The organism is Streptomyces sp. NPDC047453, assembly GCF_040643155.1.
In the GTDB taxonomy this organism is placed as follows: Bacteria; Actinomycetota; Actinomycetes; order Streptomycetales; family Streptomycetaceae; genus Streptomyces.
Genome location: NZ_JBEYTS010000010.1, coordinates 19,270 through 46,235, shown reverse-complemented (window position 1 = coordinate 46,235; position 26,966 = coordinate 19,270). Strand labels below are relative to the sequence as shown.

General features: G+C 71.4%; 24 protein-coding genes and 1 pseudogene. 15 read left to right on the top strand and 10 right to left on the bottom strand.

Translation table 11 applies throughout. From position 1 onward, the window contains the following. Window positions 1-191: 191 nt before the first annotated feature. The 4 genes from ABZ818_RS12090 (at window position 192) to ABZ818_RS12075 (ending at window position 4,044) form a co-directional block, all read left to right on the top strand. The gene (locus tag ABZ818_RS12090) at window positions 192-905 is read left to right on the top strand and encodes a hemolysin III family protein (protein WP_361413099.1); all 714 of its coding nucleotides are present in this window, start codon (window positions 192-194) and stop codon (window positions 903-905) included. 166 nt (window positions 906-1,071) lie between these two features. Further along, window positions 1,072-2,625 carry an MFS transporter gene (locus ABZ818_RS12085; RefSeq protein WP_361413098.1) on the top strand — a complete coding sequence of 518 codons (1,554 nt, stop codon included), beginning with the start codon at window positions 1,072-1,074 and terminating at the stop codon, window positions 2,623-2,625. Window positions 2,626-2,639: 14 nt separating this feature from the next. Next, complete coding sequence (locus tag ABZ818_RS12080; RefSeq protein ID WP_361413097.1) at window positions 2,640-3,278, top strand: TetR family transcriptional regulator; 639 nt, start codon at window positions 2,640-2,642, stop codon at window positions 3,276-3,278. Between the two features lie 34 nt (window positions 3,279-3,312). Beyond that, complete coding sequence (locus tag ABZ818_RS12075; protein ID WP_361413096.1) at window positions 3,313-4,044, top strand: Mut7-C RNAse domain-containing protein; 732 nt, start codon at window positions 3,313-3,315, stop codon at window positions 4,042-4,044. Window positions 4,045-4,083: 39 nt separating this feature from the next. On the opposite strand, the gene ABZ818_RS12070 is transcribed toward ABZ818_RS12075, so the two are convergent. Continuing rightward, window positions 4,084-6,117 (bottom strand): thioredoxin domain-containing protein, encoded by a 2,034-nt coding sequence (locus ABZ818_RS12070; RefSeq protein WP_361413095.1) that lies wholly within the window; start codon window positions 6,115-6,117, stop codon window positions 4,084-4,086. A 194-nt stretch (window positions 6,118-6,311) separates the two neighbouring features. Here ABZ818_RS12070 and ABZ818_RS12065 point away from each other — a divergent pair, with 194 nt between their 5' ends. Continuing rightward, on the top strand, window positions 6,312-9,515 hold the full coding sequence (locus ABZ818_RS12065; protein ID WP_361413094.1) for a tetratricopeptide repeat protein: 3,204 nt from the start codon (window positions 6,312-6,314) through the stop codon (window positions 9,513-9,515). 23 nt (window positions 9,516-9,538) lie between these two features. On the opposite strand, the gene ABZ818_RS12060 is transcribed toward ABZ818_RS12065, so the two are convergent. Together ABZ818_RS12060 and mca are read right to left on the bottom strand one after the other, a co-directional pair. Beyond that, window positions 9,539-9,784: a hypothetical protein gene (locus ABZ818_RS12060; protein ID WP_361413093.1), complete on the bottom strand. Its 246-nt coding sequence runs from the start codon at window positions 9,782-9,784 to the stop codon at window positions 9,539-9,541. Window positions 9,785-9,790: 6 nt separating this feature from the next. Next, the gene (mca, locus tag ABZ818_RS12055; RefSeq protein ID WP_361413092.1) at window positions 9,791-10,669 is read right to left on the bottom strand and encodes a mycothiol conjugate amidase Mca; all 879 of its coding nucleotides are present in this window, start codon (window positions 10,667-10,669) and stop codon (window positions 9,791-9,793) included. A gap of 203 nt (window positions 10,670-10,872) precedes the next feature. Here mca and ABZ818_RS12050 point away from each other — a divergent pair, with 203 nt between their 5' ends. Beyond that, complete coding sequence (locus ABZ818_RS12050; RefSeq protein ID WP_361413091.1) at window positions 10,873-11,271, top strand: DUF4307 domain-containing protein; 399 nt, start codon at window positions 10,873-10,875, stop codon at window positions 11,269-11,271. A gap of 176 nt (window positions 11,272-11,447) precedes the next feature. Beyond that, on the top strand, window positions 11,448-11,945 hold the full coding sequence (greA, locus tag ABZ818_RS12045) for a transcription elongation factor GreA (protein ID WP_361413090.1): 498 nt from the start codon (window positions 11,448-11,450) through the stop codon (window positions 11,943-11,945). 126 nt (window positions 11,946-12,071) lie between these two features. On the opposite strand, the gene ABZ818_RS12040 is transcribed toward greA, so the two are convergent. From ABZ818_RS12040 to ilvA, 3 genes are all read right to left on the bottom strand, one after another. After that, complete coding sequence (locus ABZ818_RS12040; RefSeq protein ID WP_361413089.1) at window positions 12,072-12,926, bottom strand: ABC transporter permease; 855 nt, start codon at window positions 12,924-12,926, stop codon at window positions 12,072-12,074. Continuing rightward, entirely contained in the window at window positions 12,923-13,948 is a 1,026-nt protein-coding gene (locus ABZ818_RS12035) for an ATP-binding cassette domain-containing protein (protein WP_361413088.1), read from the bottom strand. Before ABZ818_RS12035 ends, ABZ818_RS12040 begins: the two co-directional genes overlap by 4 nt. Before the next feature lie 222 nt (window positions 13,949-14,170). Further along, window positions 14,171-15,400 (bottom strand): threonine ammonia-lyase, encoded by a 1,230-nt coding sequence (ilvA, locus tag ABZ818_RS12030; protein ID WP_361413087.1) that lies wholly within the window; start codon window positions 15,398-15,400, stop codon window positions 14,171-14,173. 161 nt (window positions 15,401-15,561) lie between these two features. On the opposite strand from ilvA, the gene ABZ818_RS12025 reads away from it, so the two are divergent. From ABZ818_RS12025 to ABZ818_RS12015, 3 genes are all read left to right on the top strand, one after another. Beyond that, window positions 15,562-16,059, top strand: a complete 498-nt coding sequence (locus ABZ818_RS12025) for a MarR family transcriptional regulator (RefSeq protein ID WP_361413086.1) — start codon at window positions 15,562-15,564, stop codon at window positions 16,057-16,059. Between the two features lie 154 nt (window positions 16,060-16,213). Then, window positions 16,214-16,717, top strand: a complete 504-nt coding sequence (locus ABZ818_RS12020; protein ID WP_361413085.1) for a sigma factor-like helix-turn-helix DNA-binding protein — start codon at window positions 16,214-16,216, stop codon at window positions 16,715-16,717. 122 nt (window positions 16,718-16,839) lie between these two features. Then, a complete protein-coding gene (locus ABZ818_RS12015; RefSeq protein ID WP_361413084.1) occupies window positions 16,840-17,088 on the top strand; it encodes a hypothetical protein in 249 nt (82 codons plus the stop codon). 134 nt (window positions 17,089-17,222) lie between these two features. Here ABZ818_RS12015 and ABZ818_RS12010 read toward each other — a convergent pair whose 3' ends face one another. Further along, window positions 17,223-18,377 carry a cystathionine gamma-synthase gene (locus ABZ818_RS12010; protein WP_361413083.1) on the bottom strand — a complete coding sequence of 385 codons (1,155 nt, stop codon included), beginning with the start codon at window positions 18,375-18,377 and terminating at the stop codon, window positions 17,223-17,225. Window positions 18,378-18,507: 130 nt separating this feature from the next. Between ABZ818_RS12010 and ABZ818_RS12005 the strand changes: the two genes are divergently transcribed. Further along, on the top strand, window positions 18,508-19,626 hold the full coding sequence (locus tag ABZ818_RS12005; protein WP_361413082.1) for a hypothetical protein: 1,119 nt from the start codon (window positions 18,508-18,510) through the stop codon (window positions 19,624-19,626). 665 nt (window positions 19,627-20,291) lie between these two features. Here ABZ818_RS12005 and ABZ818_RS12000 read toward each other — a convergent pair. Further along, window positions 20,292-20,936, bottom strand: a complete 645-nt coding sequence (locus tag ABZ818_RS12000) for a CBS domain-containing protein (protein WP_361413081.1) — start codon at window positions 20,934-20,936, stop codon at window positions 20,292-20,294. A 358-nt stretch (window positions 20,937-21,294) separates the two neighbouring features. Between ABZ818_RS12000 and ABZ818_RS11995 the strand changes: the two genes are divergently transcribed. After that, window positions 21,295-22,764 (top strand): membrane-associated oxidoreductase, encoded by a 1,470-nt coding sequence (locus ABZ818_RS11995; RefSeq protein WP_361413080.1) that lies wholly within the window; start codon window positions 21,295-21,297, stop codon window positions 22,762-22,764. Between the two features lie 440 nt (window positions 22,765-23,204). On the opposite strand, the gene msrA is transcribed toward ABZ818_RS11995, so the two are convergent. Beyond that, entirely contained in the window at window positions 23,205-23,717 is a 513-nt protein-coding gene (msrA, locus tag ABZ818_RS11990; RefSeq protein ID WP_361413079.1) for a peptide-methionine (S)-S-oxide reductase MsrA, read from the bottom strand. A gap of 253 nt (window positions 23,718-23,970) precedes the next feature. Between msrA and ABZ818_RS11985 the strand changes: the two are divergent. Beyond that, window positions 23,971-24,123, top strand: a pseudogene (locus ABZ818_RS11985) (DUF4291 family protein); the annotation flags it as partial. 197 nt (window positions 24,124-24,320) lie between these two features. Beyond that, complete coding sequence (locus ABZ818_RS11980) at window positions 24,321-24,773, top strand: SRPBCC domain-containing protein (protein ID WP_361413078.1); 453 nt, start codon at window positions 24,321-24,323, stop codon at window positions 24,771-24,773. 311 nt (window positions 24,774-25,084) lie between these two features. Here ABZ818_RS11980 and ABZ818_RS11975 read toward each other — a convergent pair whose 3' ends face one another. Beyond that, window positions 25,085-25,618: a hypothetical protein gene (locus ABZ818_RS11975; protein WP_361413077.1), complete on the bottom strand. Its 534-nt coding sequence runs from the start codon at window positions 25,616-25,618 to the stop codon at window positions 25,085-25,087. A gap of 178 nt (window positions 25,619-25,796) precedes the next feature. Here ABZ818_RS11975 and ABZ818_RS11970 point away from each other — a divergent pair, with 178 nt between their 5' ends. Beyond that, window positions 25,797-26,690: a hypothetical protein gene (locus ABZ818_RS11970; protein WP_361413076.1), complete on the top strand. Its 894-nt coding sequence runs from the start codon at window positions 25,797-25,799 to the stop codon at window positions 26,688-26,690. The last annotated feature ends 276 nt before the right edge of the window (window positions 26,691-26,966 follow it).

Here is a 26,966-nt window from a genome sequence, read left to right as displayed (position 1 = left end):
GATCATCCGACGAGAGCGCCCATCTGTCCAGGGGGCGTCACAGGTGAGCGACGTGAGTAATGCCACGATTCCCGCGATTCTTTGCGTCCACGTTGGATTCGGCTGGAGGTCTTTTTGCGTTCGGCCCGTTCGCCGCTGCTCACCGTCCGGCACTGATTCACGACTTACGGTGTCGTAGGTACGATGCGCGCATGACTGCGTCCGCCTCCGACGCGCCCCTGGACACGCCGGTCGCCGGCCGCGGTCCCGTCGCGCCCTCCCTGCCGCACCAGGTCAAGCCGAAGCTGCGCGGCTGGCTGCATCTCGGCATGTTCCCGGCCGTACTCGTCGCGGGGCTCGCACTCACCGCGCTGGCCGACTCCACCCGCGGACGCATCGCCTGCGGGATCTACGTCCTCACCGCCTGCCTGCTCTTCGGTGTGAGCGCGCTGTACCACCGGGGCAACTGGGGGCCGCGCATGGGCGGCGTGCTGCGCAGGCTCGACCACGCGAACATCTTCCTGATCATCGCGGGCACGTACACACCGCTCACCCTGCTGCTCCTGCCCAGCGCCAAGGGGCAGTGGCTGCTGTGGGGCATATGGGTCGCGGCCGCCGCCGGCATCGCCTTCCGCGTCTTCTGGGTCGGCGCCCCGCGCTGGCTCTACACCCCCTGCTACATCGCGATGGGCTGGGCGGCCGTCTTCTTCCTGCCGGACTTCCTGCGCACCGGCGGCATCGCCGTCCTGGTCCTGGTCGTCGTCGGCGGGCTCCTCTACAGCGCGGGCGGCGTCGTCTACGGCATCAAGCGGCCGAACCCGTCACCGCGCTGGTTCGGCTTCCACGAGGTCTTCCACAGCTTCACGCTGGCCGCCTTCGTGGTGCACTACGTGGGCATCTCGCTGGTGGCCTACCAGCACGCGTAACGCCTCACACCCTTCCCCACCCGGCCACGGCTCACACGAGCCGTGGCCGTTTCCGTGTGCCTGAAAACCCCGAGGGGCCCGGACCGGCGCCGGAAGGAGCCCGGAGCGCATTCGACAGTCGACACCGATTGACATAGCCTCGATTTTGAGAGCTACTCTCATTTACATGGCTACTCTCACCCACGCCGAAGACGTAAGGCGCGATCCCCGCCGCTGGTGGGCCCTCGCGGCCCTGGTCGCGAGCATGCTGGTGCTCGGCTTCGACATGACGATCCTCAACGTCGCCCTGCCGACCATGGCGAGGGAGCTCGGCGCCTCGACCGGGCAGCAGCAGTGGATGGCGGACGCGTACGTCGTCGTCTTCGCCGCGCTGATGCTCCCCGCCGGACTCCTCGGCGACCGGTTCGGACGGCGGCTGATGCTGATCGCCGGGCTCGCGGTCTTCCTCGCCGGTTCCGTGGTGGGCGCCCTGACCGGCGACGTCGGCGGGGTGATCGCCGCCCGTGCGGTCATGGGCGTCGGCGCGGCACTCGTCATGCCGCTGGCGCTGTCCGTGCTGCCCTCGATGTTCGGGCCCGAGGAGCGCGTCAAGGCCGTCGGCGTCATCTCGGCCGCCTCGGCGCTCGGCCTGCCGCTCGGCCCGATCATCGGCGGCTGGCTGCTGAACCACTTCTGGTGGGGCTCGGTCTTCCTCATCAACGTGCCCATGGCCGGCCTCGGCGTCGCGGCCTGCCTCCTGCTGCTCCCCGAGACCCGCGATCCGGCCTCCCCCAAGGTCGGCGCGCTGTCCACGGGGTTCAGCGCGACCGGTCTCGGCGCGCTCGTCTACGCGATCATCGAGGCGCCCGACCGCGGCTGGGGCGACCCGCTGGTGCTCGCCGCGTTCACCGCGGCCGCCGTACTCCTGGCCGGGCTCGTGCTGCGCGAGCGCCGCGAGGCCCGGCCCATGCTCGACATGACGCTGCTCGCCCGGCGCGGCTTCCTGTTCAACGTGATCGCCGCGACCCTGGTGATGTTCGTGCTGAGCGGCCTGATGTTCGTGCTGCCGCCCTACCTCCAGGCCGTGCTCGGCCACGACGCGCTCGGCACCGGTGTGCGGCTGCTGCCCATGATGGGCGGGCTGCTGGTCGCCGCGAAGGGCGCGCAGCCGGTCGTCGCCCGGTTCGGACCGCGGGCCGTGGTCGCCGCGGGACTGGTGGTGCTCGCCTTCGCCGCGCTGCTGGGCAGCCGGACGACCGTGGAGTCCGGCTACGGCTTCACCGCCCTGTGGCTGTCGATCGCCGGTGTCGGCTTCGGTTTCTCCGTCGTCCCGGCCATGGACGGGGCGCTGGCCGCCCTGCCCGCCGACCGGGCGGGCAGCGGATCCGGTCTGCTGATGACGCTGCGCCAGGTCGGCGGCGCGGTCGGCATCGCCCTGCTCGGCAGCCTCCTGGCGAGCGTCTTCCGTCACCGGCTCGACGTCACCGGGCTGCCCGTCGAGACCGCGCACACCGCCGGGCAGTCCGTGGTCGCGGCCCACCTGGTCGCCGAGAGGACGGGCTCGGCGCAGCTGGCGGCCTCCGCGAACGCGGCGTACGTGCACGGCATGGGCCTGGTGCTGCTGGTGGGCGGGATCGCCTCGGTGGTGGCGGCGCTGCTGGCGGCCGCGTTCCTGCCGGGCGCCGCCCAGGGCGCCGTACGAGCCGAGCCGGAGGAGGACCCGGCCATGGCCCGACCCTGACCCTATGCCGGACAATGACCTTCATGACGGCCGCACGTACCACGACCCCAGCCGACCGCCCCCCGATGGGGCTGAGGGAACGCAAGAAGCTCAAGACCCGGCAGGCGATCCGTACGGCGACGTACGCGCTGATCGAGGAGCAGGGGTACGACGCCACGACGATCGAGCAGATCGCCGACCGCGCCGAGGTGTCGCCGTCGACCGTCTTCCGTTACTTCCCGACCAAGGAGGACATCGTCCTCACGGACGAGTACGACGAGATCATGCTGGAGGAGCTGCGGGCCCGGCCCGTTGACGAGCCGTGGATGGACTCCCTCCGGCATGTGATGCACAAGGCCCTTGCGCTGGGAATGACCGACGAGCCCGAGGTGTCCCGGCTGCGCGCCCGGCTGGGCGTCGAGGTTCCCGCGGTCCGCGCCCGGATGATGGAGAGCATGTCGGAAGCCGGCCTGCTCATTCGCCAGGCCATCGCGGCCCGCACCGGCCTGGACCAGGACAGCCTGGAGGTGCGGGTCTTCGCCATGTCCCTCATGGGCGGCCTGATGGAGGTCTCCCTGTACTGGGCCGAGAACGGGTGCAAGGGCGAGCTGGGCGACCTCATGGACCAGGCCATGGACGTCCTGGAACACGGCCTGCCCACCGGAAATCCGTGAGCCCGCGGCCTCGCACCCGTGCCATCCTGTCGGGGTGAACGGTCCCGAGATCCACGTCGGGTTCGCCCCCGGCCTGCACCTGTTCGTCCCGCACGCCCGGCGCCACGGCGCCACGGCGGTCGTCACGGACGGCGTCTCGACGCTCGGCCACGTCGTGGAGTCCCTGGGCGTGCCGCTCACCGAGGTCGGCGCGCTGGTGGTGGACGGCCGTGAGGTGCCGGTGTCGCACGTGCCGCGGGCGGACGAGACGGTCCAGGTGCGCGCCGTCGCCCGGCCCCAGCACGTCCCCGGCGCTCCCCTGCGCTTCCTCCTCGACGTGCACCTGGGCACCCTCGCCCGCCGGCTGCGCCTGCTGGGCGTCGACACGGCCTACGAGTCCACCGACATCGGCGACCCGGCACTCGCCGCCCGCTCGGCCGCCGAGAAGCGGGTCATGCTCAGCCGCGACCGCGGCCTGCTGCGCCGCCGTGAACTGTGGGCGGGCGCCTACGTCTACAGCACCCGCCCCGACGACCAACTCCACGACGTCCTCGACCGCTTCCGCCCCGAGCTGCGCCCCTGGACCCGCTGCACCGCCTGCAACGGCCTGCTGCGGGACGCCACGAAGGACGAGGTGGCAGACCAGCTCGAGCACGGCACTCATCGCACGTACGACGTCTTCGCCCGCTGCGGCGACTGCGGCCGCGCCTACTGGAAGGGCGCCCACCACGACCAGCTGGAGGCCATCGTGGAACGCGCCCTGGCGGGGTACGCCGACCGGAGCTGACGTCCGGGGCCCGTCCCGGGGCCGGCGTCCGGGCCCGGCTCAGCCGCCCAGTGCGGTGCGCAGGCGGTCCGGGTCGGTCGTGGGGGCGTCGCAGGTGAAGTTGCGGCAGACGTAGGCGGCCGGCTCACCGTCCACGAGGGGGCGGTCGGCGAGCAGCGGGAACTCCTCGCTCTCCGGGGTGCCGTACGCGACGACCGCGCCGGGGGCGGTGCCCAGAAGTGCCGTACGGTGCAGGGCCTTGGCCGCCTTGTCGTCGAGGGACGGGCCGACGACCGCGACCTCGCGCGGACCGTCCAGCAGGGCCTCGGCGACGGCGAGGCCCCAGCCGATGAAGCGCGGAACGCGCGGGCCGAGCGCGCTCACCACGCCCAACGCCCGCTCGGCGGCGGTGCGGTGGACCTCAGAACCCGTGTGGGCGGCGTAGCCGAGCAGGGCGCCTGCGGCCGCCGACCAGCCGGAGGGGGTGGCGTTGTCGGTGGGGTCCTGGGGCCGGCGGATCAGCTGCTCGGCGTCGGCGGCCGTGTCGTAGAGGGCGCCCGACTCCGGGTCGGCGAACCGGGTGAGCACATGCCCGAGGAGCAGCCCGGCGAACTCCAGCCAGACGCCTTCGCCGGTCACGGAGGCGAGGGCGAGGAAGCCCTCGGCGACGTCGGCGTAGTCCTCCAGCACTCCGGCGTTGGCTCCGGCCCGGCCGTCCTTGCTGGTACGGCGCAGCCCCGCGTGCTCGTCCATGTGCAGCCGGACCAGGAGGTCGGCGGCGCCGACGGCGGCCTCGACCAGGTCCGGGCGGTCGAAGTAGGCGCCGGTCTCGGCGAGGGCGGCGATCGCCAGCCCGTTCCAGGCGGCGACGACCTTGTCGTCCCGGCCGGGCGCCGGGCGCTCGGCCCTCTTCGCCAGCAGCCGGCGCCGAACGGACTCGACCCGGTCGGCGTCGAAAACGCCCTCCTGCACGGGGAGTTGCAGGACGGAGGAGCCGTGTTCGAAGGTGCCCTCCTCGGTCACGCCGAAACAGCGGGCGGCGAGTTCGGCGTCCTCGGCGCCGAGGGCCTCACGCAGCTGGTCGGGGGTCCAGACGTAGTAGGCGCCCTCGACGTGCCGACCCGTGCCGTCGTCGCTGTCGGCGTCCAGGGCCGAGGCGAACCCGCCTTCGGCGGTGCGCAGTTCGCGCACCATGAAGTCGGCGGTCGCGAGGGCGACCCGGCGGGCGAAATCGGAGCCGGTGGCCCGCCACAGGTGAGCGTAGACCCGGCACAGCAGGGCGTTGTCGTACAGCATCTTCTCGAAGTGCGGCACCACCCAGTCGCGGTCGACGGAGTACCGGGCGAAGCCACCGCCGAGCTGGTCGTGGATGCCGCCGCGGGCCATCCGCTCGCAGGTGTCCGCCGCCATCTGGAGGGCGCCCTCGGAGCCGGTGCGGGCGTGGTGCCGCAGCAGGAACTCGATCACCATCGACGGCGGGAACTTCGGCGCCCCGCCGAAACCGCCGCGCTTCGCGTCGTACTCCCGGGTCAGCGCGAGCAGCGCCTGCGCCAGGTCCTCCTCACCGGGGGGCCGCGCGGCGCCGTAGTCGATCTCCCGCTGCGCGAGGTCCCGCACGATCTTCCCGGCGACGTCGGCGACTTCCTCCCGCCGGGTCTGCCAGGCCTGCCGCACCCCTTCGAGCACCTGCCCGAAGGAGGGCATGCCGTGCCGGGACTCGGGCGGGAAGTAGGTGCCGAAGTAGAACGGCTCGGCGTGGGGCGTGAGGAACACGGTCATCGGCCACCCGCCCTGCCCGGTGGCGGCCTGCACGGCCTCCATGTACACGGCGTCGACATCGGGGCGCTCCTCGCGGTCCACCTTGACGCTGACGAAGTGCTCGTCGAGGAAGGCGGCGGTGGCCGGGTCCTCGAAGGATTCGTGCGCCATGACATGGCACCAGTGGCAGCTGCTGTACCCGACGCTCAGCAGCACGGGGACATCGCGCCGTCGGGCCTCCTCGAAGGCCTCCGCCGACCACGGCCACCAGTCGACCGGGTTGTCGGCGTGCTGGAGCAGGTACGGGGACGTCTCGTGGGCCAGTCGGTTCGGCATACCTCCATCCTGCCTCACCCGGCCCCGCCGGACGCGGATGGTGATCGCCCCGCGACTCCTCGTGTGACCCGCGCCCTCCTCTCCGGGCGGTCCGCACCCGATCGGGGCCATCGGTGATCGCCGCCCCCTCGCGCTCCCGGCCGACCCGAAGGACACTCGTACGAAAGGGAGTTGTCGCCGGAGGGGGACGGGACATGCGGGATGGCCATCGGGCGGACGCCGAGCGGCTGCTGACTCGGGCCGTGGAGGAGGAGGTTCGCCGCTCGGGCGGACGGGTGGACGGAAGTGTGCTGCTGTCCCGGGCGCGCGGCGCGCTGGACACCATGGCCGGGACCGCGGCGGAGGAGTACGAGGCCTACACGCGGGCGCTGGACGAGTCGGGGGCCGGGCAGCTCACGTTCGCCCAGCGCTACGCGCGCGAGGGCGGCGGAACCCCCCTGCTCGTCGCGGGAGTCGCGGGACTCGCCGCCATCGTGGCCGACCTGGCGCTGGGCACCGACGGCGGCACCGCCGTCGGCGCGGGCGTCACCGTCGGGGTGGTGGGCGCCGCCGCCACCGTCGTGAAGGTGACCGCCACGCATCTGCCCGCCGCCCACCGCCGGGCCGGGGCGGCCGGCCAGCCCGGCGGTCCGGAGCAGCTGCGGTTGCAGTGGCTGACCGCGCTGGAGGTGCGCGGCATCCGCCCGTTCCTCGACCAGCAGCGTGTGCTGAGCGCGTCCACCACTCCGAAGAAGGCGGCGCCCCGGCTGCGTGGCACGGACAAGAGCGCGGCGGCCCGCAGACGCAGTGTCCTCGAGCAGTCGTTCGGTCAACTGCCCGACTCGGAGGACGTGTTCGCGGGGCGGCGGGAGGAGATGGCACGGATCCGGCAGTGGGTGCAGGCGGCCCGCGCGTCCACCCAGACCCGGCCGACCGTCGTGGTCCTGCACGGAGCGGCGGGCTCCGGCCGCAGCACACTGGCGGTGCGCGCGGCCCACGATCTGAGGGACCAGTTCCGGGGCGCGGTCGTGGTCGACCTGCGCGGCGGCAGCCAGGACGAGCCGCCGCTGCCCACCCGCGACGCCCTGCTGCACCTGCTCAACCGGCTCGGCGCGCCCCGCGAGCAACTGCTGTTCCGCGAACGCTCCTCCCCCGAGCAGCAGCTCAAACGGCTGGGCGAGCTGTACCACCAGCATCTGACGGGGCTGCCGGTCACGATCGTGCTGGATGACGCCTCGGACGCCGAGCAGGTCCGCGCCCTGATCCCCGAGCGGTCCGACAGCCTGGTCCTGGTCACCGCCCGCGAGCCGCTCCGGCTGCCCGCCGACCTGCCGGCCTGGGTGCACCAGCTGCCCGTCCAGGCCCTGGACGCGGTCGGCGCGGAGGAGCTGCTGACCGCCGCCGCACAGGACAGCTCGGGGCCCTACGACGCGGAGTCCACCGACCGGATCGGGCGGTTGTGCGGCGGGCTGCCGCTGGCGCTGCGTATCGCGGGCTCCTGTCTCGGCCCGCGCTCACCGCGCCAACTGGCCACGGATCTGGGCGCGTACGGCCCGGTGGAACCGGTGGAGCGGGCGCTGTGGCTGCGCTACACCGACCAGTCGGAGCAGGCCCGCCGGCTGCTGAGGCGGCTCGCCCTGGCCGGTCGCGCCTCGATGGGCGGCGCGGCGGCGGCCGCGCTGCTGGCCGCGGACGAGGCGGAGGCGAACCGGCACCTGGCGGCCCTCGCCCGGGCGGGCCTGATCGACCATGTGCGGGGCAACCGCTACCGGCTGCACGACCTGGTGCGGGCCTTCGCGCACGCGCGTCTGCTGGACGAGGAGAACCCCGCCGAGCGGACGGCGGCGCAGGAGCGGCTGATCGAGAACTACGCCGAGCTGGCCGACTCGGTGCTGCGCCTGGTCGACGGGAACATGTCGACCCGCTCGGACCGCTTCAGCCCGCACGGCTTCACCTCCCTGGACGAGGCGCTGCGCTGGCTGGACGACGAGTCGAGCTTCATCACGGCGGCCCTCCGGCACGCGGAGGGCGTGAACCAGGGAACCGTGCTGAACCTGCTCGGCGCCCTGTGCGACTACTGCCTGCTGCGCGGCGACCTGTACCGGCTGGGGGAGATCAGCGAGCTGACCCAGGCCGTCGACCAGGGGCTGCTGGTCCGGTCGGTGCAGTGGCGTACCGGTATCGCGGCCCGCCAGCTCGGCGAGCTGGACAAGGCGCGTACCACGCTGGCCTCGGTCGTCGACCTCTACCGGGAGGCCCACCACGACGCGGGCGCGGCCCGCGCGCTGAACTCGCTCGGCATCACGCTGCACCACCAGGGCAACCTGACGGAGGCGGCGGCCCGGCTGCGGGAGGCCCTCGACCTTCAGGCGGCGCCCGAGCTGGCGACCGACCGCGCCTGGACGATGCACGCGCTGGCGGCGGTGGAGCGGGACCGGGCGCACCTGGCGGAGGCGCTGGAGCTGCTGACCCGGTCGCTGGTGCTGCACCGGGAGGGCGGGTCGGTGCACGGCGAGGCGTGGGCCCACTTCCAGCTGGGCCAGCTCGCGCTGCGCAGGGGTGACGTGGAGCGCGCCGAGGCGGACCTGCGCCAGGCGCTGGACCGCTACCGCCGCACCCAGGACGCCCGCGGCGAGGCCTGGGCCCTCACCCAGCTGGCCCGGGCCCGGCTGGTGGCCGGCGACACGGCCGAGGCGGTGGAGGAGCTGCGGCAGGCGGCGGCACGGCACCGGGACAACGAGGACGCGCGCGGCGAGGCGTGGACGCTGTACTACCTCGGTCAGGCGCTGGAGGAGACCGGCGGGCTCGACCAGGCGGTACGCGAGCTGGAGCGCGCCCGCACCATGTTCTCCCGGATGCGGGACGTGTACGGGCTGGCCTGCGCCCGGCATCACTCGGCCCGGGTCACCCGGGACCAGCGGGCGGCGCAGACCGGGTCACTGCGCAACTCCGGTTTCGCCCGCCAGCTCCTCGTCGACGCCCGCGCCGACTTCCAGCGCATCGGTGTCGCGCACGGCGAGGCGTGGACGTGTCTGGAGCTGGCCGTCGTGGACGCCGGGAACGCGCGCACCCAGCAGGCGCTGTCCCTGTGCGACGAGGCGCTGGCCCTGTTCGCCTCCTACGGCGACCGCCGCGGTGAGGACTGGGCCAGGTTCCTGCGCTGCACCCTGCTGCCGTACGCGGCCCCCGGCGGTACGGAGGTCGGCACGGCGGTGGCCCAGGAGGAACTGGCCCAGCTCGCCCGCGGCGGCCATCCGCTGCGCGACGGGAAGCTGAACGACTACGTCGAGGCCTACCGGCTCCTCCTGGAGCGCGGCGTGAGCCTGGAGGCGGGCTGGCAGGCCTGGCGCCTGGGCATGGTGCCCGAGCGGCACGCGCGGGAGGTGATGGGGGTGGCGGTCCCGGACGGCGGGAGCTGAGAGCGGCACCGCCCGCCCGGGTGTCAGCCCCGCTCGGCCTTGGCCTCGCCGGAGGCGGCACCGGGCCGCGCGGCGGGGTCCGGGGCCTCCTTGAAGTCGACCCTGCCCATGTGGCGGTTCATGGACTTCATCAGGCCCCAGACCGCGAGGGCCATCACCGCGAAGACGACGAAGCCGAGGACGCCGGGGGTGACCTTGTTCTTGTCGAACTCGGCGAGGGTTACCAGGTGCGTCATTGCCAGGCTCACGCTTGCACTCATGTCAGGCATTGTCCCTCACAGCTGCCGGACACCCGCAAAGAGGTCGTCCTCCGGGAGCGAGGTGTCGACGAGCGACTTCGCGAGCTCGTACTCCTCCGTCGGCCAGACCTCCTTCTGGACCTCCATCGGCACCCGGAACCAGCCGCCGTCGGGGTCGATCTGCGTGGCGTGGGCGATCAGCGCCTTGTCGCGGATCTCGAAGAAGTCGGCGCAGGGGACGTGCGTGGTGAGCGTGCGCTCCTTGTGGCCCGAGTCCTCCCAGCGCTTGAGCCACTCGCCGTAGGGGGACTCCAGGCCGCGGTCGAGCAGGGCCTGGTGCAGCGCCTCGGTACGCAGGCGGTTGAAGCCCTGGTTGTAGTACAGCTTCAGCGGCTGGTAGGCCGGGCCGTACTCCGCCTCCGGGTACTTCTCGGCGTCCGCGGCGCCCTCGAAGGCCACCATCGAGATCTTGTGGGTCATGATGTGGTCGGGGTGCGGGTAGCCGCCGTTCTCGTCGTAGGTGGTGATCACCTGGGGGCGGAAGGAGCGGATCCGGCGGACCAGCTCGCCGGCCGCCTTGTCGAGGTCCTCCAGAGCGAAGCAGCCCTCGGGCAGCGGCGGCAGCGGGTCGCCCTCGGGCAGGCCGGAGTCGACGAAGCCGAGCCAGTCCTGGCTCACCCCGAGGATCTCGCGGGCCTCCTCCATCTCCTTGCGGCGCACCTCGTGGATGTTCTCCTCGATGTACCTGTCGCCCTGGAGCTTGGGGTTGAGGATGGAGCCGCGCTCTCCGCCCGTGCAGGTCACCACCAGCACGTCCACCCCCTCGGAAACGTACTTGGCCATGGTGGCCGCGCCCTTGCTCGACTCGTCGTCGGGGTGCGCGTGCACGGCCATCAGTCGCAGCTGGTCAGTCAAGGCTCAGTCCTCAGGTCAAGTCGGTGCCCGGCTCGGCGGGCAGTCAACGGGGTGCCGTCCCGCGGGGAGATCGGTCCGGGGTGGCGGTCGGTCGGTCGGGCGGGGGCTTCTATAGTGACCGAATCGGGGGGCGAATAATTCCGGGGTCCGGCTCCGGAAGCCCCCCGCGGGACGCCTGTCCCGCACCGGCCGAGAGGACGATCATGAGCACGGCGAGCACCCGGCTGCCCGAGGGCCGCTACGGCCGCTCCCCGGACGGGCGCGCCGACCACAAGCTCAAAATCGCCGGTGCCGTCCTGGGCGCGGCCCTGCTCGCCCTGATCGGCTACTTCGCCTACCACTACGTCGGCCAGAACAAGATCAGTGCGCAGGTCATCGCCTTCCAGACGTCGGACGACTCCGTGCGGATCCATCTGGAGGTCCACAAGGACGTCGGCGCCCGCGGCTACTGCACGCTGCGCTCGCAGGCGGCCGACGGCTCCGAGGTCGGACGGGCGGACTTCCGCTTCGACGAGCACGCCTCGCAGGTCGACAAGGTGCTCACCCTGCGGACGACGGCCCGGGGCACGACGGCCGAGCTGCTGGGCTGCAGCCGCGGGTGACGCGTCGGCGCGGACCGGAATACGTGGCCGCTGACCTGCGTTGACATAGGTCTCACGGCTTATGTCCTCCCCCTTTGAGCCCTGAATTGTTAGGCTCGTGGTTTCGCCCACCCATGAGGGAACATTCTTCTGGGTAGGGCGATGCTTTGTATTCCCAGCACCGACGAGGAGCACCTGTGACCCAGACCAGCGAGAACGTCACCTGGCTGACCCAGGAGGCGTACAACAAGCTCAAGGACGAGCTTGCGCACCTTACTGGTCCTGCGCGCACGGAGATCGCCGCCAAGATCGCGGCCGCGCGCGAGGAGGGCGACCTGCGCGAGAACGGCGGGTACCACGCGGCCAAGGAGGAGCAGGGCAAGCAGGAGCTCCGCGTGCGCCAGCTGACCCAGCTCCTGGAGACCGCCCAGGTGGGCGAGCCGCCTGCCGCGGACGGTGCGGTCGCGCCGGGCATGGTCGTCACGATCGCCTTCGACGGCGACGAGGACGACACCCTGACCTTCCTGCTGGCCTCGCGGGAGTACGCGAGCGCCGAGATCGAGACCTACTCGCCGCAGTCCCCGCTGGGCTCCGGCGTGATGGGCCACAAGGTCGGCGAGGACGCGGAGTACGAACTGCCGAACGGCAAGATCGCCTCGGTGAAGATCCTCAAGGCCGAGCCGTACAGCGGCTGAGTCCCGCACCGCACCGCCTTCCGGCGAAGCCCCCGGCGCTCCGCGTGAGCACCGGGGGCTTCGTCATTGTCCGGACCATTCGTCATGTCCGGAACATCGGAGGGCCGGCTCCGCCGTCGCCCGCGCTCAGGCCGTGGCCGAGCGGTACTTGCGTACCGCCAGGGTGCGGAACATCACGACAATCAGCACGGACCACAGCAACGATGCCCACACCGGGTGCTGCATGGGCCAGGCGTCCGGCACCGGATATCCCGCCGGGAGGTTGCCGAACAGCTGGCGGCATGCCTGCACGGTGGCGCTGAACGGGTTCCAGTTCGCGATGGTCTGCAAGAACGAGGGCATGTTCTCCGACGGCACGAACGCATTCGAGATGAATGTCAGTGGGAACAGCCAGATCAGGCCGCCGGAGGTGGCCGCCTCGGGGGTGCGTACGGACAGGCCGATCAGTGCGCCGATCCACGAGAACGCGTAGCCGAGCAGGAGCAGCAGGCCGAATCCGACCAGCACCTTGCCGAAGTTCTCGTGCGTGCGCCAGCCGACCAGGACGGCGACGACCGCGAGGACCACCAGGGTCAGCGCCGTCTGCACCAGGTCGGCGAGGGTGCGGCCGGTGAGGACCGCGCCGCGGGCCATGGGCAGCGAGCGGAACCTGTCGATGAGACCCTTGTGCATGTCGTCGGCGATCCCCGCGCCGGCTCCGGCGGTGGCGAACGTGACGGTCTGCGCGAAGATGCCCGCCATCAGGAACTCGCGGTATCCGGTGGGGCTGAGGCCCGCACCCGGGACGCTGATCGAGCCGCCGAACACATAGCTGAACAGCACCACGAACATAATCGGCTGGATCAGCCCGAAAATAAGCATCTCGGGGATCCGGGTCATGCGGATCAGATTGCGCTTGGCGACGACCATCGAGTCACGGACGGACTGGGTCAGGGCGTTGCCGGACGGCGCGATCCGCGCACTGTCGGTGGCGGCACTCACTTGACGGTCTCCTTCTTGCGCCGGCGGTCCCTGGCGTCGGCGCCCTGGGCGCCGCTCGTGCCGTTCTCACCCTCGGCCTCGGCCTCGGCCACATGGCCGGTGAGGGACAGGAACACGTCGTCGAGGGTCGGGCGGCGCAGACCGATGTCGTCGATCTCGATGCCGCGGGTGTCCAGCTCCCGGATGATCTCGGCCAGGAGCTTCGCGCCGCCGGTGACGGGCGTGGTGATCTTGCGGGTGTGATCCTCGACGGTGGTGTCGCCCTTCCCGAAGCCGCGCAGCACCTCGGCGGCGGTGGGGATGTGCTCGCGCTGGTGGACCACGACCTCGACGCGCTCGCCGCCGGTGCGGGCCTTGAGCTGATCGGAGGTGCCGCGGGCGATGACCCGGCCGTGGTCGACCACCGCAATCTCGTGCGCCAGATGGTCGGCCTCTTCCAGGTACTGCGTGGTGAGCAGCAGGGTGGTGCCGCCGGAGACCAACTGCTTGATGACCTCCCACAACTGCTGGCGGTTGCGCGGGTCGAGACCGGTCGTCGGCTCGTCCATGAACATCACCGGCGGGGAGACGACGAGCGCCGCCGCCAGGTCGAGCCGGCGGCGCATGCCTCCGGAGTAGGTCTTCGCGGGCCGGTCCGCGGCGTCGGCGAGGTTGAACTGCTCCAGCAACTCCCCCGCCCTGGTCTTCGCCGCCGCGGCCCTCATCTGGTACAGCCGCCCGACCATCTCGAGGTTCTCGCGGCCGGTCAGATACTCGTCGACCGCGGCGAACTGGCCGGACAGGCCGATCGAACGCCGCACCTCGTTGGGCTGCTTGAGAACGTCGAGACCCGCGACGACGGCCTTGCCGCTGTCGGGTCGCAGCAGCGTGGTCAGGCAGCGGACGGTGGTGGTCTTGCCCGCGCCGTTGGGCCCGAGCAGTCCCAGCACCGTGCCCTCGGGGACGTCGAGGTCGACGCCGTCCAGAGCCCTTACGTCGCCGAAGGTCTTCACCAGACCTTCGGCATAGATGGCGCCTGGCATATGAGTCTCCGCGTCGTCGGGGATGGTCGGAAAAGCCTAGAGAGGCAGGTGTTGTTTCGCTGGGAATTTTCGCCGCGCCACGTCCGGGCAGGCCGCCTCGCGAACACGACACACCATAACGCGATGTATCGCGTCCACTCAACGGATTTACTCGAATGAGTGATGAAGAGCTGATGACCTCCGCGTTCCGCCCGCCATCCGTCCGCCCGGCGGAGGGCGGGATCAGTCGATGACCGTGTAGCCGGCCTCGCGCAGGGCCTGGCCGACCTCGGCGCAGTGCGCCGGACCCTTCGTCTCCAGGTGCAGCTCCACCTCCGCCTCCGCGAGCCCGAGCCGGGGGTCGGTCCGGACATGGCTGACGTCGAGGACGTTGGCGTCGACCGCCGACAGCACCCCCAGCAGCGTGGCGAGCGCGCCCGGCCGGTCGGTCAGCCGCAGGCTGACCGCCAGATAGCGGCCCTGCGCGGCCATGCCGTACCGCAGCACCCGCTGGAGCAGCACCGGATCGACGTTCCCGCCGGACAGCACCGCCACCACCGGACCGGCCACGGGGCCCGAAGAGCCCAGCAGCGCGGCGACCGGACTCACCCCGGCCGGCTCGACCACCAGTTTGGCCCGCTCCAGGCACAGCAGCAGCGCGGCGGACAACTCGTCCTCGGTGACCGTGCGCACCTCGTCCAGCAGTTCGCGCAGGATCCCGAACGGCACATCGCCCGGCCGGCCGACTCTGATGCCGTCGGCCATCGTCGCCGGAGTGCCGACCGTCACCGGGCGGCCCGCCGCCAGCGAGGGCGGGTACGCGGCCGAGCCCGCCGCCTGCACCCCGATGATCCGCACGTCCGGCCGCAGCGACTTCACCGCCACCGCGATGCCGGCCGCGAGCCCGCCGCCGCCGATGCCGACGACGATCGTGCGCACCTGCGGGCACTGCTCCAGGATCTCCAGGCCCACCGTGCCCTGGCCCGCGATGATGTCGGGGTGGTCGAACGGGTGGATGAACACCGCGCCCGTCCGGGCCGCGTACTCCTGGGCGGCGGCCAGCGTCTCGTCGACCACCTGGCCGTGCAGGCGCACCTCGGCGCCGTAGTCCTGCGTGGCGCTGATCTTCGGCAGCGGGGCACCCTTCGGCATGAACACGGTGGAGTGCACCCCGAGCAGGGACGACGCCAGCGCGACGCCCTGCGCGTGGTTGCCGGCGCTCGCGGCCACCACCCCGGCGGCACGCTCCTCGGGCAGCAGCCCCGCGATCCGGACGTAGGCGCCGCGCAGCTTGAACGAACCCGTCCGCTGGAGGTTCTCGCACTTCAGGTGCACCGGCGCGCCCACCAGGTCGGACAGGTACCTGCTGCCCTCCATCGCGGTCACCCGCGCCACCCCGGAGAGCATCTTCTGCGCGCCGCGCACGTCGTCCAGGGTGACGGGCCAGGGGGAGCCGGCCGTGCTGTAGCTCATGCCTCAAGTCTCGCAGTTCACGGGCCGCGGACGCCGTTGTGACCATCCTCCGAGACCGGATAGCGCAGTGCCGGTACGACTTGCCCCCCAGCCGCGTAACCTGTCCCCCAACCCAGCAGCTCTCCAGAAGTGAGCCCCCGGCCATGCCCACAACACCCGACATGTCGACGGACATGACGACCGGCGGTGACACCGGTCTGCTCGACACCCTCCAGCACGAGGTGGCGGTCTTCGCCCGCCGGGCCGAGCAGACCCGACTCGGCGGCGTCGGACAGGTGCGCAACTCCATGGACCGCGCCGCGTACCTGCTGCTCAACCGCCTCGACAAAGAGGGCCCGATGGGCGTCAAGGCGCTCGCCGCGAGCATGGGCATCGACTCCTCCACCGTCACCCGTCAGGTGGCGCCGCTCGTCGACACCGGCCTCGTCAAGCGCACCTCGCACCCCGAGGACGGGCGCGCCGTGGTGCTCCAGCTCTCCCCGCGCGGGCTGTCGCGGCTGGAGGAGGTCCGCTCGTCCAGGCGGCAGCTGATGGCCGAGCTGACCCAGGACTGGGAGCCGGCGGAACGCGAAGCCTTCTGCTCACTGCTGACCCGCTTCAACGACGCCCTCTCCGCCCGCCAGGGCATACCGCAGACGGACTCGCCCTCGGCGTCGTAGAGCCGCGACCGGGCGCGGGCCGACGGGTGTGAACGCGGCTCTTGACCGACGGCCGGTCCCTCCCCTCATATGAGACCGGGCCCTCGTCGTACGCGTTTCAGGAGGCGTACGAGAACGGGTCCCTCGGTCACGGTCGCCCTTGGGGGGAGGTGTCGTGCGAGAACGGCAGGCGGCCCAAGGGGCTAGCCGGGCCCGGGAGTTCGAGGCGTTCGTCGCGGGCGCGGCCGGGCGGCTGCTGCATGCCGCCACGCTGCTCACCGCCGAGGCGCCCGGCGACAACCCGCGCGCGCGACGCCTGCTGACCCTCGCCCTGGCGCACACGTACGCGTGCTGGGACCGGCTGCGCGGCGAGGACCCGTACAACCACGCCCGCCGGCATCTGGCCTCCCGCTTCGCCCGCGAGGCGTGGCACCAGCGCGGCGGTCCGGGCCGCGCCCGCCGAAGGCCACCCGGCGCCTTGGCCGCGCTCACTTCCCAGGAGCGCCTGATCATCGTCCTCAGGCTGTACGAGGGGGTGGCCGAGGAACAGGCGGCGGCCCTGCTGGGCCTGCCCACGGACCGCGTCCGCGCCATCTGCGACCGCGCGATCACCACGCTCACCCGCACTCCGGTGAGCCCGGCACCGGCGGTCGGCGACGCCGAGGCGGCAGCGTCGTGAGTGGAACGAAGGGCGTGAGCGGCATGTGCGACTTGCGGGGCCAGCGTATGCGACACGAGTGGCCTGTGCAGCCTGTGCGCCCTGTGCAGCCTGGGGGAACGACCGGACGAGTGGAGGCGGCCGTGAACGGGCTCGAACGGGAGGCGGCCGTACGGCGGATCCTGGAACAGCGTCCGCCGCAGGTGCCCACCGAGTTGTACGAGGAGGCCGTGCGCCGCGGAGGACGGATGCTGCGCCGCCGCACGGCCGCCCGCCGGTTGATGTGGCTGGTGCTGGCCGCGGCGGCCGTCGCCTTCACGGTGTGGGCGCTGACGGCTCGCCCGTGGGTGGAGCCGCCGTCGCAGACGACTCCACCCGTGACCGGCTGGTGACCCTTAGTGCTGTGACCGGAAAGGTTTGCGGGAAAGCTCGCGGCGTCCGGTGCTGGGGGCACCTCCCACGCCGTTCAGGCTGTGGGGGAGCCGTGCCGGGCGTCGCGAGCCGGTGAACCTTTCCGGTCGCAGCACTAGCCGAGGGCCTGCCTCAGGTCCTCGAGCAGGTCGTCGACGTTCTCGATGCCCACGGACAGGCGCACCAGGTCCCCTGGGACCTCGAGGGCGGAGCCCACCACGGACGCGTGCGTCATGCGCCCGGGGTGCTCGATCAGCGACTCGACGCCGCCCAGGGACTCGCCGAGCGTGAACACCTTGGCGCGGTTGCAGACCTCGACGGCCGCCTCCTCGCCGCCCTCGACCCGGAAGGAGACCATGCCGCCGAACGCCTTCATCTGCTTGGCGGCCACCTCGTGACCGGGGTGCTCCGGCAGGCCCGGGTAGAGGACCTGCGTCACGCGCGCGTGCCGGGACAGCATGTCGGCGACCTTCGTGGCGTTCTCGCTGTGCCGGTCCATGCGCACCGCGAGCGTCTTGGTGCCGCGCAGCACCAGCCAGGAGTCGAAGGGGCCGGCGACGGCGCCCATCGCGTTCTGGTGGAACGCCAGTTCCTCGCCCAGCCCGGCGTCGCCGACGATCAGCGCGCCGCCGACGACGTCCGAGTGACCGCCCATGTACTTGGTCAGCGAGTGCACGACCACGTCCGCGCCGAGCGCGAGCGGCTGCTGGAGGTACGGCGTGGCGAAGGTGTTGTCGACGACGAGCTTGGCGCCCGCGTCCCGTGCGACCTGAGCGATGGCGGCGATGTCGGTGATGCCGAGCAGCGGGTTGGAGGGAGTCTCCACCCACACGGCCTTGGTCTTCGGGGTGATGGCGGCCCGTACCGCGCCCGGGTCGGAGGTGTCCGCGACCGACCACTCCACGCCCCACCGGGAGACGACCTTGGCGAACAGGCGGAAGGTGCCGCCGTAGGCGTCGTTGGGGATGACGACGTGGTCGCCGGGGCTGAGCAGCGTACGCAGCAGGCAGTCCTCGGCCGCCAGTCCTGACGCGAACGCGAGTCCGCGGCGGCCGCCCTCCAGGGCGGCAAGGTTCTCCTCCAGGGCGGTCCTGGTCGGGTTGGCGCTGCGGCTGTACTCGTAGCCGTCGCGCAGACCGCCCACGCCGTCCTGCTTGTAGGTCGAGACCTGGTAGATCGGCGGGACGACCGCCCCGGTCCGGGGGTCGGCGGTGTTGCCCGCGTGAATCGCGAGCGTCTCGAAGTGCTCACTGATGTGCCTGTCGCTCATGGGCCCGAGGGTAGTGCGCTTGTGGGGGTGGTGGCGGACGGCGGGCCCCGGGCCGCACGGGAGGCAGGGTTATCCACAGGCTCGCGGTACAGGTTGGCCAAGTGTCGGCGCCGTCTGGTTCGCTTGTCGCATGGAGATTTTCTGGGTCCTGATGGCGCTGGCCATGCTGGGCTTCGTGCTGGTCCCGTTCCTCAGGCGCAGGCGTGCCGGCATCGAGCAGGTAGCGCCCGGGCATCCGGACGCCGCGGATCCGGCGAACTACGGCTTCGTCCGGCAGGAGGAGCTCGACGTCCGCATGCCCGGACCGGACCAGGACCTGCTGGATGTCCTGCAGCTGGTGCAGCGCACGCAGGACTACCGCGCCGCCTCCCAGCTCCTCGCGGGCACGGAGAAGGAGGGCGAGCTGCGCTGGCAGCGGATCCAGGCCTTCGCCGGGGCGGCCTCGCTGGAGCTCCAGCAGCGGCCGGGCGGGGTCAGCGAGGCGCCCGGCGGGCAGTGGCTGCAGGTGTGGCGGGCCGAGGCGCCCAAGGACCCGGGCGGCGCGGCGGTGCACGCCGAGTTCCTGGTGCAGCAGGCGTGGCGTACGGCGACGCCGGGCACGGACGAGTTCCGGATCATCATGGAGGAGGCGCGGGAGGCGTGCGGGCAGGCGGCTCTGTTGGCCCCGGGCGACCCGGTCCCGTACATCGTCGAGCTGTCCGTGGCGCGGGGCCTGGCGTACTCGCAGCCGGAGTTCGAGAAGTTGTGGCTGAAGATTCTCGACCGGGCGCCGGCCCACACGGGGGCGCATCTGGCGGCCCTGCACTACTGGTGCGAGAAGTGGCACGGCTCGCGTGAGCTGGCGTACTCCTTCGCGGAGGCCGCCGCGGCCCGTGCGCCCCGGGGCTCGCTGCTGGCGGCCATGCCGCTGTTCGCGGTCTTCGAGCACCTCCCCGAGGTCAACCTGGTCAGGGGCTTCTACCAGAGCGAGGTCGTGACCAAGGCGGTCCACGGCGCGCTCTTCGCGGTGCACGCGGCCCGCCCCGACGACCCGATGCTCGCCCACGTCCGCCATCTGCTGCTCTTCTTCCTGGTCCGTTCCGAGCGCTGGGCGGAGGCGATGAGCCAGCTGATACACGTCGACGGCCATGTGGGCGCGGTGCCGTGGACTCTGTCCGAGGACCCGGCGGCGGAGTTCGCCGTCTACCGGGCCCTGGCCGTGGCGGGCTACGAGGCCAACGGCGGCAGCCCGGCGACGCTGCTCCACTGAGCGGTCCCGGCCGCGCGTCCGGACAGGCTCGACCACCGGGTCGACCGCCTGAGCTTGCGGCGGCGGAAGCCGATGCGCCCGCCGGAATGACGGCGGCGGCAGGATCGTTGTCCTCTATGCCGTCACCCGCGTACGCGGGAGCGGCGAAACCGACGGGCCCGTTGTGACGGACGGGCCCGCCCCAGACCGACAGGGAGACCCCGTGCTCTTCGGCCGAACGCCGCAGCTGCCCACCCCCGAGCAGGCACTCAAGGGGCGGCCCACGCCTGCGTGAGCCCGTATGTCTGGGGGCACGACGACGGTGTTCCGAGGACCGGCCGGGGTCCAGTCGGTCAGCTCGGGCGGCATGAGCGGTTGGCGCGCATGGCGCGGCCGAGGCTCGTCGGTCGGTGGAGGTGAACGGTGCGCCCCACGGCTCGGGGCCGGCCGGCTGATGCCACTCGTGTCCACACCCGCCGGCGCAGTAGCGCCCACGTCGGCGGGTGTCGGGGATGGCCGGCAGCGCCGTCAACAGCCGCGCTTCCGTTCACTGACCGCAGACGCGCTGTCGCGGTGACCGGGCTCTTCAAGCTGGTTGGGCAGTTCCGTGAGTCCCGGACGTCGAGCGATCGAGCACGGGCGTACAGCCCGACGTGCCTCTCTCCGGCGCGAGAAGTCACCAGCGACTAGTCCGCCCGGGCGGCCGCGAGGTGGGCGTCCACGGCTGCGACACCGTCGACACCCTGGCACAGGCCCACGACCACCGGGACAAGACGCGGTTCCGGGACGTGGCCCCGTAGGGTAACGGCACCGTCCCGGACCTCGACCGCGACGGTGCCCTCTTCCAGGCCGAGGATGCGCCCCAGGACGTCCCGCTCGACCTCGCCGCGGATTTCAACGTCGGAGCGGATGAAGGCGGTCAGCAGGTCGCTACGGCTGACGATGCCGGTCAGGAGCCCGTGGTCGCCGACGACCGGCAGTTGCTTGACGTGCCGCCTGCGGAGTTCCCGCGCGGCCCGGGGGATCGTCCAGTCGGCACGGGCGGTGAAGACAGGGCTGCTCATGAGCGCGCCCGCGGTCCGGGCCCGGGCCTTGCCCCACGCGCGCTCGTCGTTCCCGTACTGCCCCTGCGGATCGGGCATGCCGGTCTCATGCCGCAGCACGTCGGACGCGGACACGACGCCGATGGGGGCGCCCTCATCATCGATGACCGGGGCCGCGGCGATGTCATTCGCGTCCAGCAGGGAGGCGATCTCGTGGAACGGTGTGTCGGGGCGGAGGGTGATGACTTCTTCGGTCATCACGTCACCGACCGTGCGGCGGTGCAGCATGGCATCGGCCTCCTCCGTTTCGCGACGGCGCGGCGCCACGGCCTTCGCGGCCGCTCGTCCACGCCCCGTCTCCCTACCCATGACAACACCGCGCCGCTCCGGCGACCAGTGACGTTCGACCTGGCGCCCTTCCTGCCCAACCGGGATCACACCCGCACCCGAGTCCGAGCAGCGGTGGGCACACTTAGGGGTTCGATGGACCGGGGAGCGTAACCGCCCGACGGACGCCCTCGGTCGCTGTTCGCCCGAGTGCAGCTTGGAGCGACGTGGTACGGCACGGGCAGCGGCACTCTTGCGCAGCGTTCTCGCCCAGCTTGACCATGGCCGGACCTCGCTCCCGACCAGCCGGAGGCCCCGGATGCGCCCCGATGACCTCACCGGCCCGGAACTCCGGCTCTGGGAGGCATTCGCCGCAGGGGGTGAAGTCGACCTGCGTCCGCGCGACGTGGATGGCGGACCGGTGACGGACGGTGGCAGTTGGGGGCCTGAACGCCAGGTGCGGGCCTCGGTGATCCGCTCGTTGCTGCTGGGCAGTGCCGACGCCATCAGCGGTGAAACTCCGATGGTCCACCTGGTGGGCGCCCGGGTGTCGGGGAAGCTTCGCCTGCTCTTCGCGGAGGTGGGCTGTGTGCTGTGGCTGGAGGAGTGCTGGTTCGAGGAGGCACCGCAGCTGTACGGGGCCAAACTCCGAGTGACCAGTTTCGGCGGCTCGCGCTTACCGGGGCTTGGGATGGGCGCCACGACGGTTGACGGGAACCTCGACCTGATGAACTGCCGCGTTCAGGGCAGGGTCAGCGTGCCTGACGCCCGAATCGGCGGAAGCCTGCTCCTCCAGAGCGCGCACCTCTCCAATGCCGGCGGTCTGGCCCTGGACGGCACACGCCTTGAGGCGAAGGGTGTCGTCGCGACCGACGGATTCCGCGCCGCCGGGGAGCTGCGGCTGCTCCAGGCGCGCCTCAGTGAAGGTCTGCACCTGCGAGGGGCCTCGCTGCACCGACCTGGCGGTGAAGCCCTGTTCGCCCCCGGTATCCAGGTCTCCACGAATATCGATTGCAGCGAGGGCTTCCGCGCCGACGGAGCGGTGACGCTGAGCAGCGCCACCGTCGGCGGGTCGGTCAGCTTCGACACCGCGTCCCTCATACCCACCCAGGGGAACGCCCTGTCCTGCCATCACCTCCAAGCCGAGGAGCTACTCCTGCGGCCCGCGCGGACCGCAGGAGGCATGGACCTGCGTCACGCCGCCATCGGTGTACTCCGGCTTCATGACGACCCCCACGAGCAGCCACGCCTCCAACTCGATGGACTGGTCTACCGGTCGCTGGAACCGCACCTGCCTGTCAACCACCGCCTTGAGCTGCTGAGCCGTGATCCCGATGGGTACAGACCCCAGCCGTACCAACAGCTCGCCACCGTCTACCAGTCCATCGGCCAGGACCGCGATGCCCGGACCGTGCTCCTGACCCGCCAGCGTCACCGCCGCACGACACTCCCTTGGTACGCCCGCGCTTGGGGGCATGTGCAGGATGCCACCGTCGGGTACGGCTACTTGCCCGAACGTGCAGCGGTGTGGCTGCTGGCCCTTCTCGCCACCGGTGCCACCGTCTTCGCCCTGCACCGGCCCCTCCCGCTGAGAGGTACGCGCCATCCGGTGTTCAGTCCCGTGATCTACAGCCTGGACCTGCTCCTTCCTGTGATCGACTTCGGTCAGCAGCGGGCGTTCCAGCCGACGGGGCCGACCCAGTGGTTTGCTTGGCTCCTGATCGGTGCGGGCTGGCTGCTGGCCACCGCGCTCGTCACAGGCATCACCCGGGTCCTCTCACGCGAATAGCCAGAAGTTGATCACGCACAGGGGCCTCGAACACGATGCTGACCCAGGCGACGGCACAAGCGGCCTCGACGAGCCTGTAGTCGAAGGCACGAGGGAAGCAACGCCTGCGGGGGCACGTGGCAGCACTCGCATCGTGCACGCAACGAGTGCAACGGGTTACATGACGCGGCAGGCTCGGCGGCACGGGCGTCAAGCCGGGTGACCCGTTCGAGACGAACTGGGGAGCCTCCTGCCCCACCGGCGTCGCCACGACCGACGGCTGAGACGCGCGGGTTCAGCAAAGTTGGATCGGGACCGCCGGAGGCCGTCCTGCCCTTGCCCGGCTGTGTCCCGCCGCCGGCACCCGTCGTCCACAGCAGGGCGGCGCCGGCCCCGCAGGCGCGGCCCGGCTGCGGAGCCTCGGCCGGTCGGTCTCCGCCTTCCGCCAAGCCGCCTCGCGGTCAGCCCTCCGCGCGGGCGGGCAGCCGCCATCCCGGGCGCGGGAAGTGACAGGTGTAGCCGTCCGGGTAACGCTGCAGGTAGTCCTGGTGCTCGGGCTCGGCCTCCCAGAAGGGGCCGACCGGCTCCACCTCGGTGACGACCTTGCCGGGCCACAGTCCGGAGGCGTCCACATCCGCGATCGTGTCCTCGGCGATCCTCTTCTGCTCGTCGTCCACGTAGTAGATCGCCGAGCGGTAGCTGAGGCCGATGTCGTTGCCCTGACGGTTCTTGGTGCTCGGGTCGTGGATCTGGAAGAAGAACTCCAGGATCGCGCGGAAGTCGGTCTTCTCGGAGTCGAAAAGAATCTCAATGGCCTCCGCGTGCGTGCCGTGGTTACGGTACGTCGCGTTCGGCACGTCACCCCCCGTGTATCCGACCCGGGTCGCAGTCACGCCCGGGAGCCGGCGGATCAGCTCCTCCATCCCCCAGAAGCATCCGCCTGCCAGCACTGCCCTCTGCGTCTGCGCAGCCATTACGGCCCCTCCAATGTCTGTCAGCTCGGTCGACCGGGCTACTCGGCTCGCACACCACCGGCATCCCATGCCCACTGTCCTCAACGCACGAGTCTTCGAAGCGATTCCGTGCCCGTCCGACCCGCCGTGCGGTCGCCGACCACCACGAGGAGCGCACCGACCGTCCGCACGGTGCCACCGGCACGCTCCGTCACGGTGAACGGCAGTCGAAGATCAGTGGCCACCTGAACCGGCCGACTCGACGCTGTACGCCATGGAAGAACCGCAACGCAGGATCCGTGCGGTCCACTCGGAATACACGATCACCGTCTACCAGGCGTACTGCCGGGAAATCGGCCTGCCCACCGTCCGCGACGGCCGTTTCCCCGCAGCTTGGAAGCGGGACCACATGACATGGATCAAGCCCGAGATCCTCGAACGGTTCCGGGAGTGGTGGAGAGCTCTCGGCGCAGAGACCTGGCCTGCGCCTCGCCGCTCCTTCGCCGAGTTCGTGCCGCACCGGTATGGCCGTGCAAGAAGTTCCAGCAGACCGATGAATCTCCGCGCCCGCGGGCGTCTACAGGTGCAACAGTCCCGAGCAACATGAGACCAGGAGACGAAAAGATGAGCACCGAGCAGACCATCCCGGCCGACGGCTTCTCCTACAAGCTGACTCGAACGCTGGACGCCCCCGCGGTGAAGGTGTGGCGGGCGTGGACCACCCCCGAGCAGTATGCCCAGTGGGCTTACGCCGCTGCCGGCTCCGTCGAGATGGACGTACGGCCGGGCGGAGCGTGGAAGGCCATGATGGTCACGCCCGACGGCGGACAGTTCCCGCTGACCGGCTCCTATCTCGAGGTCGTCGAGAACCGCCTCCTGGTGGTCGGCATGGACGTACCCGGCAAGCCCGCGCCTGCGGCCATGACCGTGGAACTCGACGAGCAGGACGACCGACACACGCAGATCGTGCTCCGCCAGACCTGCGACACCGCCGAGGAACGCGACATGGCCGAGCAGGGCAGCACCATGCTCCTCGACAGTCTGAGCGCCTTCCTGGCCGATGGAGCGAGGGACTGAACCCCGTTCACGGCTCACAGTGGACCCCGGACCACGCGGCGGGCTGGAACACGCCCGGTCCTGTCCGCCGACCGACCGGCTGAGCAGTTCGATCTGGTCCGTCACCAGGACGGGTAGTGCTGCTGAGGTGGATCCACCAAGCCGAGCGAAACGAGGGTCACGAACACGGCTTGACGTGAGTCATCATGCCGCGTTCGCAGCACCCAGCAGCGATATGCCGCCTGAAGCCTGGCCTGCATCAACTCTCTTGGGCTGGCCCGCGCAAGGGTGGATCATGGTACTGCCGCATCAGGCAACGTTCGCCCTGTCAACTACCTGATGCGGTATTGGCTGTCGGCTGTGCGAGCCCTGTACTGCCGGATCGCCGCCAACTTTGCCTCGAACTTGGGGTCGTGCATGCGGGCGGTGAGGGCGCCCGGAACCGTGAGCGCCCTGCCGCGAACTCGGACGATACGCACATCCGACCGCGTACCACTCCGCGCTGGAAGGCAACGCTCTTCAATCCCTGCAACCTCACCCCAGAGCACTGATCTGCGACGGAAGAGGGTGTACAACTCCATGCCCTCAGCCGTGAGGAGCGTCGCACCGTATCCCTGGTTGATCATGGAGAGGATCATGGGCGAACAAAACACCGCGACGCCGCCGACCCACCACCATCGCTCAGCGGCCGGTGTAGAGAGCCCAACCGCCAACGCCACGCCGAGGAAGGTCAGCGACCGAGGTCGGTGATCACCGAGGGCGGAGTTTCCACCCACCCCAACAACCCGACCGGCTCCGTGATCAGCGCCGACGAGCTGGAGGCGGCCGTCGAGATCTGCAAGTCCGCCGGCGTCCGCCTCGTCCAAGAGACAGACCGCATGAACGAGATGGCCGCCGCCGGTCCACTGTGGCTGCTGTGCCGTCGACGGTGCGGCGTCGCCTTCGTGTACAACGAAAACCGGGCCTGGTACGTCATACGAGCAGTACGCCGCGGCCCCGCACCGCGAAGCCTGTGCTCGTCACCGTCGGACCCAGGGGGGACCCATGTCCGCACGCACCGCCCAACTGCTCCTCGTCCTCGCACTCTTCGCCGCAGCGGGCGGGGCGGTCACCGGCTGCGGCAGCGAACAGGGCAGCGGTCGTGGCATTCAGGCCCGCACCCCCGGCCACAGCCCGATGGCGGAGGCCCGCGCTCGTCAGGTCGCCGACGCCTGGGACGGTTCCGAGGCCGCCCGGGCTTGGCGGAAGGGCTACTACCCGATCGGAGAGGTGGTCCAGCTGCCCGAGGACGCCTTCCACGACGCAGCCGACAAGCAGGCCTACGGGAACCAGAACTTCGCCCTGCGCGGCCAACTCCCCGCCGCGCCACGGAGGAACGGCCGGGTGAAGTGGGAGAGCGGGGGCTCGCTCACGCTGCCGCTGATGGAGGCGCGGCAGGCGTACGAGGCCGTGGCCCGCGGCGGCAACGACGGACCGCACTTGACCGTGACCGGGGCGAAGCTGGGTGAGATGACCCTGGCCACCAGCCGCGGCCCGGCGACCGTCCCGGCCTGGCTTTTCACCCTGGACGGCTACGGCACTCCGCTCAAGCAGGCCGCCGTCCGTCCCTGGAAGCCCCCCACGCCGCCGGTCGAGCCGATAGCGGAGGGGCCCAGCGACACGTTGCAGCCGCTTCGGCAGCTGGCCGGGACCGCGAGGGACGGCCGGTCCGTCACGGTGATCGCCGACCACGGGGCCTGTGACGACGGTCCTGCCGTGGCTGTGCTGGAGACGGACGGGAGTGTGGTGCTGTCCGCGTCCGTCGTCGGGAGGAAGGAGGGTCCCTGCACCGACCAGGGGCTCAGCGAGGTGGTGCCGGTGAAGCTGGACCGGCCGCTCGGCGACCGTGTGCTCCTGGACGCCTTCACCGGTCGGCCGGTGCCGTACGGACGGCCATAGGGGGCTCACCGTCTCGCGTCGGCAGCGGTCCAGGACCCCGAGAAGGTCCGGGGCCTGATCGGCGAGCCGGCGGCGCGCGCGGTGCGCCAGCCACTTCGTCCTGCCGAAGCGGCCACGCCGCCCTGGCCGGACAGCACCGCCAAAGCACTGACTGTCATACCGTGAGAAGTCTCAGCAGCCTCGACGGATCCGGGCGGGAGCGGACGCCCGTCATTCCCGCGCACGAGGTGTCCGGTGTCGTGGTCGAGCATGGGGCCGGTGCCCGCCCCGGCCCTG

Excerpts from the sequence above, each read along its gene's own strand:
- ABZ818_RS12090 (WP_361413099.1), top strand. The coding sequence starts at position 192 with ATGACTGCGTCCGCCTCCGACGCGCCCCTGGACACGCCGGTCGCCGGC.
- ABZ818_RS12085 (WP_361413098.1), top strand. The coding sequence starts at position 1,072 with ATGGCTACTCTCACCCACGCCGAAGACGTAAGGCGCGATCCCCGCCGC.
- ABZ818_RS12080 (WP_361413097.1), top strand. The coding sequence starts at position 2,640 with ATGACCTTCATGACGGCCGCACGTACCACGACCCCAGCCGACCGCCCC.
- ABZ818_RS12070 (WP_361413095.1), bottom strand. The coding sequence starts at position 6,117 with ATGCCGAACCGACTGGCCCACGAGACGTCCCCGTACCTGCTCCAGCAC.
- ABZ818_RS12065 (WP_361413094.1), top strand. The coding sequence starts at position 6,312 with ATGCGGGATGGCCATCGGGCGGACGCCGAGCGGCTGCTGACTCGGGCC.
- ABZ818_RS12060 (WP_361413093.1), bottom strand. The coding sequence starts at position 9,784 with ATGCCTGACATGAGTGCAAGCGTGAGCCTGGCAATGACGCACCTGGTA.
- ABZ818_RS12050 (WP_361413091.1), top strand. The coding sequence starts at position 10,873 with ATGAGCACGGCGAGCACCCGGCTGCCCGAGGGCCGCTACGGCCGCTCC.
- ABZ818_RS12035 (WP_361413088.1), bottom strand. The coding sequence starts at position 13,948 with ATGCCAGGCGCCATCTATGCCGAAGGTCTGGTGAAGACCTTCGGCGAC.
- ilvA (WP_361413087.1), bottom strand. The coding sequence starts at position 15,400 with ATGAGCTACAGCACGGCCGGCTCCCCCTGGCCCGTCACCCTGGACGAC.
- ABZ818_RS12025 (WP_361413086.1), top strand. The coding sequence starts at position 15,562 with ATGTCGACGGACATGACGACCGGCGGTGACACCGGTCTGCTCGACACC.
- ABZ818_RS12010 (WP_361413083.1), bottom strand. The coding sequence starts at position 18,377 with ATGAGCGACAGGCACATCAGTGAGCACTTCGAGACGCTCGCGATTCAC.
- ABZ818_RS12005 (WP_361413082.1), top strand. The coding sequence starts at position 18,508 with ATGGAGATTTTCTGGGTCCTGATGGCGCTGGCCATGCTGGGCTTCGTG.
- ABZ818_RS12000 (WP_361413081.1), bottom strand. The coding sequence starts at position 20,936 with ATGCTGCACCGCCGCACGGTCGGTGACGTGATGACCGAAGAAGTCATC.
- ABZ818_RS11995 (WP_361413080.1), top strand. The coding sequence starts at position 21,295 with ATGCGCCCCGATGACCTCACCGGCCCGGAACTCCGGCTCTGGGAGGCA.
- msrA (WP_361413079.1), bottom strand. The coding sequence starts at position 23,717 with ATGGCTGCGCAGACGCAGAGGGCAGTGCTGGCAGGCGGATGCTTCTGG.
- ABZ818_RS11980 (WP_361413078.1), top strand. The coding sequence starts at position 24,321 with ATGAGCACCGAGCAGACCATCCCGGCCGACGGCTTCTCCTACAAGCTG.
- ABZ818_RS11970 (WP_361413076.1), top strand. The coding sequence starts at position 25,797 with ATGTCCGCACGCACCGCCCAACTGCTCCTCGTCCTCGCACTCTTCGCC.